The organism is Streptomyces sp. NPDC030840 (genome assembly GCF_055572015.1).
This window is the reverse complement of sequence record NZ_JBVIEE010000033.1, coordinates 62229-75737: the sequence shown is the minus strand read 5'-3', so window position 1 is coordinate 75737 and position 13509 is coordinate 62229. Positions and strand designations below refer to the sequence as shown.

Annotated in this window: 10 protein-coding genes; 1 reads left to right on the top strand and 9 read right to left on the bottom strand. The window is 69.3% G+C overall.

Translation table 11 applies throughout. The features are described 5' to 3' along the window. Positions 1–174: 174 nt before the first annotated feature. The 3 genes from ACZ49J_RS41870 to ACZ49J_RS41860 form a co-directional block, all read right to left on the bottom strand. Positions 175–729: a helix-turn-helix domain-containing protein gene (locus tag ACZ49J_RS41870; RefSeq protein WP_467456361.1), complete on the bottom strand. Its 555-nt coding sequence runs from the start codon at positions 727–729 to the stop codon at positions 175–177. Beyond that, positions 726–2171 (bottom strand): helix-turn-helix domain-containing protein, encoded by a 1446-nt coding sequence (locus ACZ49J_RS41865; RefSeq protein ID WP_467456360.1) that lies wholly within the window; start codon positions 2169–2171, stop codon positions 726–728. Before ACZ49J_RS41865 ends, ACZ49J_RS41870 begins: the two co-directional genes overlap by 4 nt. 2090 nt (positions 2172–4261) lie before the next feature. Next, positions 4262–5167 carry a helix-turn-helix domain-containing protein gene (locus ACZ49J_RS41860; RefSeq protein ID WP_467456359.1) on the bottom strand — a complete coding sequence of 302 codons (906 nt, stop codon included), beginning with the start codon at positions 5165–5167 and terminating at the stop codon, positions 4262–4264. 133 nt (positions 5168–5300) lie between these two features. Between ACZ49J_RS41860 and ACZ49J_RS41855 the strand changes: the two genes are divergently transcribed. Continuing rightward, the gene (locus ACZ49J_RS41855) at positions 5301–5957 is read left to right on the top strand and encodes a DsbA family protein (RefSeq protein WP_467456358.1); all 657 of its coding nucleotides are present in this window, start codon (positions 5301–5303) and stop codon (positions 5955–5957) included. 315 nt (positions 5958–6272) lie between these two features. Here ACZ49J_RS41855 and hpaD read toward each other — a convergent pair whose 3' ends face one another. From hpaD to ACZ49J_RS41825, 6 genes are read right to left on the bottom strand one after another with little or no spacing between them, the layout of a single operon-like run. Then, on the bottom strand, positions 6273–7283 hold the full coding sequence (gene hpaD, locus ACZ49J_RS41850) for a 3,4-dihydroxyphenylacetate 2,3-dioxygenase (RefSeq protein ID WP_467456356.1): 1011 nt from the start codon (positions 7281–7283) through the stop codon (positions 6273–6275). Next, a complete protein-coding gene (gene hpaE / locus ACZ49J_RS41845) occupies positions 7280–8761 on the bottom strand; it encodes a 5-carboxymethyl-2-hydroxymuconate semialdehyde dehydrogenase (protein WP_467456355.1) in 1482 nt (493 codons plus the stop codon). The genes hpaD and hpaE overlap by 4 nt, the downstream gene beginning before the upstream one ends. Positions 8762–8763: 2 nt before the next feature. Then, the gene (gene dapA, locus ACZ49J_RS41840) at positions 8764–9690 is read right to left on the bottom strand and encodes a 4-hydroxy-tetrahydrodipicolinate synthase (protein ID WP_467456353.1); all 927 of its coding nucleotides are present in this window, start codon (positions 9688–9690) and stop codon (positions 8764–8766) included. Continuing rightward, a complete protein-coding gene (locus ACZ49J_RS41835) occupies positions 9687–11120 on the bottom strand; it encodes a fumarylacetoacetate hydrolase family protein (protein WP_467456352.1) in 1434 nt (477 codons plus the stop codon). The genes dapA and ACZ49J_RS41835 overlap by 4 nt, the downstream gene beginning before the upstream one ends. Continuing rightward, a complete protein-coding gene (hpaB, locus tag ACZ49J_RS41830) occupies positions 11120–12571 on the bottom strand; it encodes a 4-hydroxyphenylacetate 3-monooxygenase, oxygenase component (protein WP_467456350.1) in 1452 nt (483 codons plus the stop codon). Before hpaB ends, ACZ49J_RS41835 begins: the two co-directional genes overlap by 1 nt. Before the next feature lie 45 nt (positions 12572–12616). Next, positions 12617–13120, bottom strand: coding sequence for a flavin reductase family protein (locus ACZ49J_RS41825; RefSeq protein WP_467456348.1), 504 nt, complete (start codon positions 13118–13120; stop codon positions 12617–12619). Between the last annotated feature and the right edge of the window lie 389 nt (positions 13121–13509).

Below are 13509 nucleotides of genomic sequence, written 5' to 3'. Positions count from 1 at the left end.
GATCTCCTGAATCGGGAAAGGTGCGTGGACTTGTGTACGTCGGTGAGAAGGCCGACGCACGGAGGCGGCTGAGTGCGGACGGAGGAGGGGCTCGTGCTGCAGGGCTGGGTCCGGGATGGCATACCATCGGTCCCGTGATCTGCCGGGCCCAGCCGGGGACACGCGCTTGGGCGCTCATGACCGCTTCCTCGGGGTGCGGGCCGGGCCGTGGTTGTGCTTGGGCCGCATGCGGGTGCCCGCTTGGTGCAGGATCCGATACACGGTGGCGATCGAGTAGTTGCACTCCTGGGCGAGGTCCGGGACCGTGGCGCCGGCCTCGTACCGCGTGCGCAGGGACAGCGCGAGCTTCTGACGCTCGATGGCCCGCGCTGCGGCGCGCATCCGCAGCGTCTGCTGCGTGGTGCGCACGGTGCCGCCGGCATCGATCAGCAGACGCCGGGCACCACGCCTTGTCTCGCCTGCCGTTGCGGCGAGTTCGGCCAGGGTGGCCCCGTGCTCCTCGTACAGGGTGCGCAGGCGAGCGGCGAGACGTTGGCGGGCTTGTGGGTCCTGGCGCATCCTGCGTGTCTGCCACGACGTGCGCATCACGGTCCCGGCTTCGTGCAGCCGGTTAAGGACAGTGCCGTAGGACAGCCCGCTGGCGGCAACGAGTTCGTCGACAGTGGCGCCGGACTCATACTGCTTGCGCAGGGACTCAGGGGACACGCGCTGGCTCTGTTGTGGGTTCATGCGGCGGAGTTCCATTCACTGAGGGCTTCGACGTGGGCGGCGGCCAGCTCGTCGTAACTGCGCTGGTCGGCGGGAGTGATGAGGATCAGGCGGCCGTCCGTGGCGACCCGCCAGTCGGCGGCCGGACGACCTGTGACGGGGTCGAGGACGCGCCCGTCCGGAGCGTGCCACGTCGGCGGGATCTCGTCGGGACGCGGCGCTGGGACCAGGACCTGGTGGCCGTCGCGGACGATCATCACGGCTTTCTTGCGGTGCTCCGCGAGCCGGTCCAACGCTTGTCGATATGTGGCGCGTTGGGCCGCGTGCAGGGCCTTCCGGCGAGCCGCCACGCCTGCGGTGCCGTGATGCTCGGCTACCTTGTCCCAGCCCTGGGCCAGCTCTGCAGCGAGGCACGTATCCCCGTCCGGGAGGCTGCTTCCGAAGCCCTCCAAGGCGCGCGGTGCCAGGGCCCACGTCTCCCCGGCGTGTTGGACGAGGCCGTGGTCGGCGAGGCGTCGCAGGGTGCGGTAGGCGGTGGCGCGGGAGACCGATGAGGTACCGATGAGTTCGGTGACCGTCTGGTGGGGGCGTTGGTGCAGGGCGCTGATGAGCATGAGGGCGGCGCTGCCGAGGCCGTGGTGGGCGAAGGCGTCGTGGCCCATCAGTCGGGCGAGGACGGTGGAGTCGATGTCGGCCGTCGTGGCCGTCTCAGGGGTGGGCCACTCCTCAAGTGCCGGGTCGGGGGGGAACTGAGTGGTCCGGAAACGAGACAACGAAGCTGGGGCACCGTGACCGGAGACAGTGCCGTCGTCGAGGTACCAGGTGGACCCCTCCCGGCCGTGTCCGACCCGAAGTCGGCGCAGCCAGCCCTGCGGCTTGAGGACGGTGTCGTAGACGACCCGCAACGTCGTCCGGGAGATCCCGGCTTCCTCCGCGGTCTGCCGCTCACTGGCGTGGTGCAGGGGACCGCCCGCGATCTCGGCGAAGGTCAGATGCGCCCGCAGCACCCGCAGCGCGGTCCGTCCCCGCTCCCCGCGCCAAGGCGTGGTCTCGATGCGGTCCCGCAGCGCCGCGAGAACCTCGTACGCGTCATGCCGGGAGTCCAGCGCCCTGGTGGCGCTGACCGTTTGGGAGGCGCTGGCCCAGACCCGGCGGATGTAATCCAGGGCACGCGACTGCCCGGACCGCAACGCGATGTTCCTCGCGTGCCGTCCGCCCTCGTGCTCAGGGTGCAGCAGGAGCTGCGTCAGCTGGTCGACGGTTCCGCCGGCGCGGGCCACATGACATGCGATGGCCGCAGTGATCCGATGCCCGTGCTCGGCCGCCCCCTGGCGGTCTGGACGCAGGGCAACGTTCCGGCCGTCGGAGGCGAGCCTGCTGTAACTGCCGGTGGCGTAGCGGCCGGTGAGGTCGCCGAGCAGAATGAGATCGGTCGCGGCCGACGGCAGTCGGGCGTATTCCAAAAGGCCGTGGAATTGGGTGGAGTTTCGTTGAGAGAGGGCGTGATGGGTGCTGTTTGGCACGGTGGGGTCGTCTCGCAAGAACGTGGACGCCACCCAGGCCCGCTAAAACCATGGGTGGTGTCCGGAACCGACCTCCATCGGCGCCAGAAAGGTCTCCAGAATGGCCGTCCTGGAGGCCCTCATTTGCCTGGCCCCGAGTGGAGGCAGGCGTCCCCATCGCAGCTCGACCGAGGTCGAACCAGAGCACCGCCAGAGAGGCCCACTGGTGATCCACACCGGCAACTCAGGTCCCCCAGAGGCCAGTTGCAGAGGTCGCTGCCTCTGACTGCCTCCGAGCGACCCGGGTCGAACCGGGGTCGAATCAGAGCGGTTTCCTCTGACTGCCTCCGATCGCCTCTGCAACCCGTCCTAGCAGGTCACAGCCTCATCGCCCCCACACAAGCGCAGGTCAGAAAGGTGCGCTAGCTGTACCACTGGTTCCTGGCGAAGGCGGTCATATGAGGCATGGGCGGTCCCGTCCCTGTCGGCGGGGCGCCGTCGCCCCGCGTGCCGTGGTTGGAATCAGGGTCGTGAGGCTTGCATCGGCTCGGCAAGACGGCTTCTGTCAGGCGGAAGACCTTCTGTAAAGAGGCTGGTCAGAGCCTTGTTCTTTCAGTCCCTAGTCGCCAGAGTGGAGTGCCGCGTGGTGCGGCCCTTCGGTTCGCGCTCGGGGGAGCCGGCCGCGGCGACGGCGAGTGCGACTACTCACTACGTGGCGTTAATCGCCCAAAATTGTCCACTTGGTTTCAATTATTAAACTCCTCTGTCGGTGGATGCTTGGTACAGCGGCAAGAATCAGCATCACTGCAGGTCAACTGCTGTTCGTTTTGGAGTCTGCGGCCCTCGGGTCGAATCCGGGTCGAATCCGCACCCTTTCAGGCTGTTGAGCCTGTTGCCGCTGGTCAGGGTGGTGTGAGGTCCGCGGGCTGGTTCGCCTTGCGGATGGGGATGGCGCGGCGCACAGTCGGGCTGATGAGCCGCTGAAGAGGCACTGAATGGCGGTGGTCGGCTGCCAGGGGCGGGGCTCACCAGCGGTTCTTCGCTGCTGGTGGCGGTCGTCTTTCGTGATCACGGCCTGCGGAAATGTCTTCAGGCGGGACGGCTGATGGCGAGGGATTGATGGTTCCTGGCCGTAACCGACCTGGCGAGCGTTTCAGGGGCCGTCCGGGAGTCGCTTGGTGGGCGGGTCATGTGGCAAAGGCCCCGCCGTGTTGCGCGGCAGCTGGCGCTGGCTCTCGCAACATCCGGTGCACAAACTGCCGTTCCTCGGCGCCGACACCAGCACAGCCCGGTCGGCTCGCCGTCGCTAACGCCGACCTGGAAGTCTCGGTACCTCAACGAGCTCATGGACGTCCGCGAAGGCCATTGCGTGGCGCTCAAGTAAGTCCTGCCCCCAACTTGGCAGTTGGGGGAGTTCACCCCTCTGCCCGGATCGACACTGGTGTCGTCGGCGGGGAGGTCCCCCGCGCGGGGAGACGGACTGCCCGTGTGCCTGGGCAAACGGGGCAGCCCGGAAGCCCGCTTCAACGGGGCGACCCTCGCTTGGGGCACCGTGAAGGAGGCTGAGCAGGGTTGGCCGACGGAAACGGACCCCTGGATCTGACTCTCCATTCCGGTGAGATCGCGGTTTCTTCGGGATCGTCGGCTCCGGCGTCGGTCTGAGATCTTGGAAGCGGTCTGCAGGGCGCGCAGGCCCAGCGGCTGCGCGTTCTGGCCGAGGGGCGTGCGCTAGCCCCAGCAGCGTCCGCGAACCGGAGCCGGGGATGCCGGGCGAGGACGTCGCCGAAGACGAGCTGAGCGGCGGCCAGTGCGGGTTTTGCACGCTCAAACCACCCCCACCGGCGACGACCTCAACAACCCGCCGTACACCACGTCCGTGGACGTGGTCCAACCATTCCAGACGGGGACGAAGTCTCGCCGAGATTCGGCAGCGCAAGCCCTGAGGACGCCGAGATCGTCAGGAGACGCGCCGCTTCCAAGAACGTCACGCTTCGGCGCGAGCCGCTTCCTCGATGAGCCGGCCGGGACCCGTGGGGTGATTCCCGGCCGGCTCAGCTTTGTACGCCCCGGATCCTCCTGCGGAAGGCGAGGGGGCTCTCGCCGGCGTGCCGGTGGAAGAATTTGCTGAAGTTCGTGGCGCTGGAATAGCCGAGCTGGGCGGCGATCCGGGCGGCGGACTGGTCGCTGTGGGCGAGCAGCCGCTTGGCCTCCAGCAGGACCCGGCGGTCGATGAACTCCTTGGCGGTGACGCCGTCGGCCGCGAGCGTGGCGCGGGAGAGTGTGCGCGCTGAGTAGCCGAGCGTATGGGCGTAGTCCTCGACGCGGCGGACTCGGGCGAAGTCGCGGCCCACCGCGGCCCGGAACCGTGCGTACGGCTCGCCCGGGTCGGCTGCCGGGCTGCCGGGGGCCTGGATGTGGGCAGCACGTAGGACCAGTGCGCCGAGCAGCTGGCGCAGGATGATCACGTGCACCTCCAGTGGAACGCGGCCCAGAGCGCCGAATTCGCCCTCCAGGTGTTCGGCCGCCGTGCGGAGTGCTTCGCGGTCCTCGCCGACCGGCGTGACAAGCGGCGAGGGGTGCGGTTCGTCCAGGCGGGACGCAGCCACCGTGGCAGGGTCGAGGAAATCCCGCGCGAAGAGGATCAGGGTGCCCTCGGCACGCTCGAGGTCACCCCACTGCTGCACCTGGCCGGGACGCACCCACAGCCAGGTTCCCGGTTCGAGGATGTACCCGGTGAAGTCGACCATGTGCCGCAGCCGTCCCTCGGACAGCGTGATCAGGTGGTGGAAGTCTGGGCGCTGGGGGAGCGTGATCCGCCCCTTGCCGAGCCGGATCGGGGCCCGCTCGCGCAGCGCGGCCAGGGAGAGCACCTCCACCCCGGCCGGAGTCCCCACTGGGGCAGCAAAAGCGACATCAGGAATGTGATTCCCCGCGCTGTGTCCAGTTCCGACCATCATCAGTCGCCAGCGTATCCGGGTCGCCCCGGTTTCCGCTCCTACGTTTCTGGTGTGACCGCGACGCAGCACCGCGGCGAACCGCCGGACGGCGGGGACAGAACCTGGTGAGAGGACGACAATCCCGATGACCCCCATGGAGCACGACCAGACCGCAGGCCGCGTCCGCCTGACCTACGCCTTCGACGCGTACTGCGGCTGGTGCTACGGCTTCGGCCCCGCGCTGCACGCATTCGCCGCCGCCAACGCCGACCGGATCGAACTGAGGGTGCTGTCCGGCGGCCTGTTCACCGGGCCACGTGCCCTCCCGATGGCGGCATACCCCCACATCCCCGGTGCCAACGAGCGCATCGCTCAACTGACCGGCGTCACCTTCGGCGAAGGCTACGCCCGCGTACTCGTCGAGGGCGGCGCCGTGATGAATTCCGCCGACGCCGCCACTGGCTTGGTCGCCCTGCGCAGCCAGCCGGGTGTGAACGCCCTCGACGCCGCCGGAGCCATGCAGCGCGCGTGGTATATCGACGGGCGCAGTCTCTCCGACGTGCAGGTCTACCGCGATATCGCTGCCGCGTTCGGGCTGGACCCGGAGGTCGTAGCAGCCGCCTATGCCTCACCCGCCGCTCGCTCCGAAGCGGAGGCCGACTTCTACGAGATACGGCGCTTGGGCGTCGACAGCTATCCGACGCTGCTGCTGCACACCACTCACGGCACCGACCGCCTGGGCGGCCCGGTCTCCTCGGCCGACGCCCTCACGCACGCGCTGGACCAGCACCTGGCCGCCATCGCCCCCTGAACGCGTACCCCGCCTCGGGCGAACACCCACCCCTTCTTGAGACGAAGTCATTCCCCATTGAACGGAGAAACCAATTCCTCCACGCTGACGTAGACCGTTCACACCGGCGGTGACACCGGCCTGCACAAGTCGTCCGTCCTGATCACCGGTGAGCGCGAGGCGCTCCTTGTCACAGCCAGTTCACACTCGCCGAGCAGCACCGGGTTCAAGCGGACATCATCGACAGCGGCAAGGAGCTGACCACCGTCCTGGTGACCACCGTGCGGGCGGCTGCCGCGGGCCCAGGTTGTCGGCTGGGCCCGCCTCTCATCGTGTTCAGCCGAGGCCGTCCGCGCCCACCTGCACCGCCGACTCGTCCAGCAGCGTGTCGGTGACGGGCTGGGGCCGGCCGTCGAGGCCGAGGACGGGAGTGGCCTCCTTGTACCAGGACTCGATGACGGCGTTGCCCCAGAAGTCGCGGCGCCGGTCGTCGTGGACGTTCCAGCGGTACGTCTCGTGGTCGGGGTCGCCGGTGTAGTAGTCGGAGGTGTAGATCTCCACCCGGTGGCCGTCGGGGTCGCGCAGGTAGAGGTAGAAGGCGTTGGAGACGCCGTGCCGGCCTGGGCCGCGTTCGATGTGGTGCTCCTTGCGCAGCGAGCCGAACAGGTCGGCCGCGCGCAGAACCTGGTGGGACTCGTGGGTGGCGACCCCGAGGTGGTGCAGACGAGGGCCCGCGCCGCCGGTGAAGGCGACGTCGTGGACGGTCTGCTTGCGGTACATCCAGGCCGCGTACAGCTCGTGCTCGTCGCCCTCGATGGTCTCGGAGCAGCCGAAGCCGAGGGACTGGTAGTGGGCGTAGGCGGCGGGGATGTCGGGGGTGCAGATGTTGAAGTGGTCCAGGCGGGCGATCTCGGCGCCGTGGCGCAGGTCGTAGCGCTGGATGAGGCGTTCGGCGCGATCGATGTCGTAGAAGAACTCGACGGGGAAGCCCAGCGGATCGACTACGCGCACGGCGTCGCCGACACCCGGGGTGCCTTGGCCCTTCGGCACGCGCTTGACCGGGCGGCCGAGGTCGGTGAAGAACTTCTCGGCCTTGTCCACGTCCTCGGGGGTGCGGACCCGGTAGGCGATGTGGTCCAGGGCGGCCTGTTCACCGCTCCTCAACACCAGGGAGTGGTGGGTGAGTTCGTCGCTGCCGCGCAGACACAGGGTGCCGGCGTCCTCGTACTGGACGTGGAAGCCGAGCATGTCGACCCAGAACCAGCGGGAGGCGGCGAGGTCGGTGACGGCGAGCTGGGCGTAGGCGGATCGGATGACGTCGGGGGCGTCCGGGTGCGGGGTGCTCACGAGGTGGCTCCGAAGCGGGGCGTGTGGACGTCGCCGAGGGCGACGTGGACGATCTTCGATTCGGTGTAGAAGTCGATGGAGTGGGCGCCGCCCTCGCGGCCGACACCGGAGGCCTTAACCCCGCCGAAGGGGGTGCGCAGGTCACGGACGTTGTGCGAGTTGATCCAGAGCATGCCGGACTCGACGGCGTGCGCGATGCGGTGACCGCGCTTGAGGTTGGAGGTCCAGATGTAGGCGGCGAGGCCGAACTGGGTGGCGTTGGCCAGCTCGATCGCCTCCTCCTCGGTGTCGAACGGCGCGACGGCGACGACCGGGCCGAAGATCTCCTCCTGGAAGATACGGGCGTCGCGCTCGACGTCCGCGAACACGGTCGGCTGGAGGTAGTTACCCTCGGCCAGCTGGGCGGGGCGGTTGCCGCCCGCGACCAGCCGGGCCTCCTTCTTGCCGATCTCGACGTAGTTCAGGACGCGCTCGTAGTGCTCGGGGTGGACCAGCGCGCCGACCTCAGTGGCCGGGTCGGCGGGCTCACCGACCCGCACGTTCGCGGCCCGCTCGGCCAGGCGGCGGGTGAACTCCTCGTACACAGGGCGCTCGACCAGGACGCGTGAACCGGCCGTGCAGCGCTCGCCGTTGAGGGAGAACACGCCGAACACGACGGAGTCCAGGGCGGCGTCGAGGTCGGCGTCCGCGAAGATGATGGCCGGGGACTTGCCGCCCAGCTCCATCGAGGTGGTCTTCAGGTGCTGGGCCGAGGAGCGGATGATGTGGCGGCCGGTGTCGGTGGAGCCGGTGAAGGAGATCAGCGGCACGTCCGGGTGGTCGACGAGGGCCTGGCCGGCCTCCTCGCCGATGCCGTGCACGATGTTCACCACGCCCGCCGGGAGGCCGGCCTCGGCGAAGATCTCCGGCCACAGGGACGCGGACAGCGGGGTCCACTCGGCCGGCTTCAGGATGAGCGTGCAGCCGGACGCGAGCGCGGGGGCCAGCTTCCAGCTCTCCAGCATGAACGGGGTGTTCCAGGGCGTGATCAGCCCGGCGACCCCGACGGGGACGCGCACGACATAGCTGAACTGGTCCTCGCCCTGCCGGAACGCCTCCTCGCCGAGGGCGACGACGACGTCCCCGAAGTAGCGGAGGTTCTCCGCGGCGCGGCGCGCCTGGCCCTTCGCCTGGGTGATCGGCAGACCGGTGTCGTACGTCTCGAAGGCGGCCAGCCGGTCATGGCTCGCCTCGACCGCGTCCGCGATCCGGTAGAGCACGTTCGCACGCTCCCGGTTGGATATCCCGGACCAGGCCGGGAAGGCGGCCCGCGCCGCCGTCACGGCACGTTCAACGTCAGCCGACGAACCCCGCGCGGCCTGCGCGTACACGGTGTTGGAGACCGGGTCGGAGACGTCGAAGGTGCGTCCGTCGGCGCTGTCGACCAGTTCGCCGCCGATCCAGTGCCGGATCTCGGAGGGCAGGTTCTCGATGGTCATGGTCAGGTTCCGATCTGTGTGGTGAGGTCGCCGCCCTCGGCGAGCAGCGCGCGGATCTTGGTCAGACCCGCCTCGGTGGGCGACGTCAGCGGCGGGCGGACGTGCGCGGAGGAGATACGGCCCTGCTGGGCGAGCACCCACTTCGCCGGCGCCGGGTTGGTCTCGACGAACAGCAGGTCCACCAGCGGGTGCAGCCGGTAGTGCAGGTCACGGGCCGCGTCGAACTCGCCCGCCTCCCACAGCTCGTACATGCGCGCCACCGCGTTCGGCGCCAGGTTGGCCACCGCCGACACGAAGCCGGCGCCGCCGAGTGCCATCAGCGGCAGGCACAGCAGCTCGATGCCCGACCACACCAGCAGCGACCGCCCGCAGGCGTGCAGCACTCGGGAGAAGTGCTCGAAGTCCTTCGTCGTCTCCTTCACGCCGACGAAGTTCTCGAAGTCCGTGAAGAGCCGCTTGACCGTCTCCGGCGCGATGTCCACGGCCGTGCGGGAAGGCACGTTGTAGGCGACGATCGGCATGTCCGGGAACTCCCGGGCCACCGTCGCGTACCACTCGTACAGGGCCTCCTGCGTGGGCCGCGCGTAATAGGGGGTGATGACCAAGGCGGCGTCCGCACCCAACTCCTGTGCGGCGGCGGTCATTTCGATGGTCTCGTCGAGCTTGTGCGAGCCCGTGCCCGGCATGAACGGGACCCGGTCCCCGACCACCTCGACCGCGGTCCGCATGCCCGCGATCCGCTCCGCGACCGTCTGCGCGCTCGGCTCACCGGTGGACCCGCCCAGCGAGATGCCGTGCGAACCGGACTCCAACTGGAAACGGATCAGCCCGGCCAGGCTGTCGTGGTCGACTGCACCCTCGGCGGTGAAGGGCGTCACGACCGGGGCGATCGAACCCCGGATCCTGGACGGGTCGCTGCGGAACTTCACTGTGTTTCTCCCTTGCACCAGTTCTCATAGACATCCCGCCAGGCAGAGCCCAGCGGATACAGGCCGTCGATGCTCTCGCCCACGGCGACCTGCTCGGCGATGAACCGCTCCTGCCGCTCCTGCTCCCGGCAGTCAGCGACCAGCTCGGCCGCCAGACCCGGGGGAACGACGACGACGCCGTCCACGTCGCCGACGATCAGATCGCCGGGCTGGACCAGGGCGCCGCCGCAGGCGATCGGCACCCCGGTGTCCCACGGGACGTGCCGGCGGCCCAGGACGGACGGATGGCTGCCCGCTGCGAAGACCGGCAGGCCCACATCCGCGACGGCGGCGCTGTCACGGACCGCCCCGTCGGTGACGACACCGGCTGCGCCCCTCTTGGCCGCCCGCAGCGCGAGGATGTCGCCGAGCGTGCCGGCGGACGGGTCGCGCCGGGCGTCCATGACGAGGACGTGCCCGGGGCGCAGCTCCTCGATCGCCCGCTTCTGGGCGTTCATCCCGGTGCCGCACCGCTTGAACAGGTCCTCACGCAGCGGCAGATACCGCAGGGTGTGCGCGACGCCGACCATGTTCTGCGGACCCGGCCGCAGCGGCTGCACGCCGTCGATCGACATGTGGGGCAGGCCACGTGAACGCATCTGTGCGCTGAGCGTCGCCACGGCGACCGAGCGCAGCCCGTCCGCCAGCTTCGGGTCGAGCAGGGGCTCCGGCTCGTACGAGGGTCCATGGGCGGCCTCCCGTTCGGCGGGGTCGGCCCTGGGCATCGCTCCGTACGGGGCGAGCGGATCGCCTTCGGCGACAGGGTTACGCAGCCGCCCGGTGGAGAGCTGTCCGGCGGTGACCTCCACCTCGACCAGGTCACCGGGGCGGACCACCGAAGCACCGGCCGGCGTGCCGGTCAGGATCACGTCTCCCGGTTCCAGAGTCACCAGGCGGGACAGGTCGGCGATCAGCTGCCCGAAGGGGAACAGCAGCGTGTCGGTCGCGTCGTCCTGGACCAGCTCGCCGTTCACCCAGGTCCGCAGCCGCAGCCCGGCCGGGTCGACCTGGCGGGCGTCCAGCAGGCGGGGGCCGACCGGGGTGAAACCGTCAGCCCCCTTGGAGCGGAGGTTGGAACCGCGGTCCGCGTAGCGCAGGTCGTAGACGCCGGCGTCGTTGGCAGCCGTCACCCAGCGGACGTACGACCAACCGTCCTCCGGTGCTACGTGCCGGGCGCGCGAGCCGATGACGAGCGCGATCTCGCCCTCGAAGCCGAGGAGTTCGCACCCGGCCGGCCGGACGATCGCCTCCTTCGTGCCCGCCAGTGACGACGGCGGCTTCAGGAAGTACGACGGTTGCGACGGCACCCGCCCGCGCTCGCGCGCCCGGCTGGGGTAGTTGAGGTGAACGGCGACGATCTTCGTCGGCGGGTTCCCGAGCGGATGCGCCATCAGGGACGCTCCAGGAAGGCCTGCACCCTGGCCTTGTACGGCTCGCGGTCGTACGACTTCACGTACGCGCCCGCCATGCGGACCGGGTCGCCGAAGAAGTAGTACTCGTACAGCGCCTGGCGGCTGGAGAACGCGGAGATGCAGGTGTCCCACACCAGCCGGAACAGCTTCACGCGCTCGGGGCCGGTCAGGGTCGCGGACTGCAGGTAGGTCTCGATGTCGGCGGCGGCGGGCCCGTTGATGTCCAGCTCGGTCGGGGTGGCCATCAGGCCGGAGGCGCCGAGCTTGCGCAGGATCTGCGGGAACCGCTGGTAGAGCTTGGGATAGAGGTTCCGCGCGGCGTTGAGCGGGGCGAAGGCCGGGGTGAGGACACCGTACTGGTTGATCTCGGCGTCGGCCTCGGCTGCCCGCAGGAAGGCCCGAAGCATCTCCAGGGTGGCGATGATCTCTGCGATGTCCTCCTGGACGTGCTGGAACTGCTCGATGCCGATGGCCTCGGTGAGCAGTGACACCAGGCCGAGGATGTATTCGGTCTTGGCGGTGGTGCGGGTGACGACCTGATGGGTCATGTGGACCACTGACGAGGTCTGCGCGTAGAAGCCGTTGCACAGTTCGGCGTCGCCGAGGGCGAAGCAGCGCTCGTAGGGCACGTGCACGTTGTCGAAGACGACCACGCAGTCGGACTCCTCGAAGCGGGAGGCGAGGGGGTGGTCGTGGCGCGGGCGGTCGTGGTCGAGGGGTTCGCGGGCGATGTAACGCAGGCCGGGGGTGTCGTTGGGGATGGCGAAGGCGTAGGAGTACGGCTTGTCCTCGGGGGTGCCGCGCAGCACGGTGGAGGGGAAGACGAGCATCTCGTCGGCGAACGGGGCGATGGTGGCGAGCATGCGCGCACCGCGGATCACCACGCCGTTGTCGTCCTCCTTCACGATCCGTGCGGCAAGCTTGCCGCCGGCCTGCTGGGTGCCGGCCACGGATCGGTTGACCTGCGGCGGGATGAGTGTGTGGGTGCACAGCAGGTCCTCTTCGCGGACCTTTTCGTAGTAGCGGCGGATGTTCTCGCCGAAGGCCGGGTTGACCTGGGCGAACCAGTCGGCGGCGGAGGCGAGCGCCATGAGTGAGCTGTTCATGTAGTCGCCGGTGCGGCCGAGCATGCCGTTGCTGTGGTCCGCCCACACCTTGAACGCCTTGCGGCGCTTGACCAGGTCGTCCGGGGTCTGCGGGGTGAGGAAGGAGGTACCGACGGGTTCGCCCGAGGTGGGAGAGGTGTAGGTGAGAGTGTCCTTGTGTTCGGCGGAGTGCTGGAGGTCGTAGAGCTCCGCGTAGGTGCGCACGACGTTGCGGAAGGCCGGGTGGTCCTGGATCCCGCTGGTGACGGTCTCGCCCTGGATGTGAACCGTGGGGCGGGATTCGGCTAGTCGCTCGAGGTATTCCTTGCCGGTGCGTGCGGCCATGGTCTTGCTCCTGAGAAGTGGTGCGGGCCGGAGGATCGGGGCTGGTCAGATGAGGTGCTCGATGCCATCGGTGGCCTCGGCCGCCGTGGCGAAGCGGCTCCAGGCGTAGGTGAGGGCGTCCCCGTCGCGGTGGCCGAGGTCGGTGACGCGACCGAGGACGAGGGTGTGGTCACCGCCGTCGTACGAGCGCCATGGGTCGCACTCGACCCACGCCAGGGGGTGGGCGAGGCGCGGGACGCGGGCGCCGGCCACCCAGCGGGGTTCGGCCGCGCCCTGCGCTCCAGCGAACTGCCGGGCCAGCGCCTCCTGTTCGGCGCCGAGGATGTTCACGCAGAACGGCCGGTCCGTCAGCTGGGCGTGGCAACGGGCGCGCCGGGCCACGCTGATCAGCACCAGCGGGGGGTCCGCCGAGACGGATGTGAACGAGTTCATCGTCGCGCCGCGCGGGCCGTCGTCGCCTTCGTACGTCACGACGGTGACTCCGGTCGCGAACCGAGACGTACAGGCGCGCAGAGCGCCGGGACTGGGCGGAGCAAGCGCTTCAGGCATGGGGAACTCCATGAGAGCCGGCTGGGCAGCAGGCGGATGCCGTCGATCCTGGAGAGGACGGAGGGGCTCATATACGGATCAAAGCATGTAATCAAAGCTTTGATTAATTGGACAGTACCCTGGCCGCGGGCGCTTGGAAACCCCCGGGAATGAGGATTGTGCGGGCCGCGCCGGCCGGGGCCGACGGCCCGGCAGGGGGACGGCTCAGACTCCCGTTGTGAGCCAGGAACAGCCGGACGCCGGGCATCTGAATTTCTGGCCCTGCATCGACCGCCGTCGACCGGGCCACCCGGGAGTTGCCCGGCACCGATCCGCTCGCGATGCGGCTGGACAACCGGAGACAGTGCCTGGCGCGACAGGGTGACGATAGGCCGGCAGTCTCATCTGCA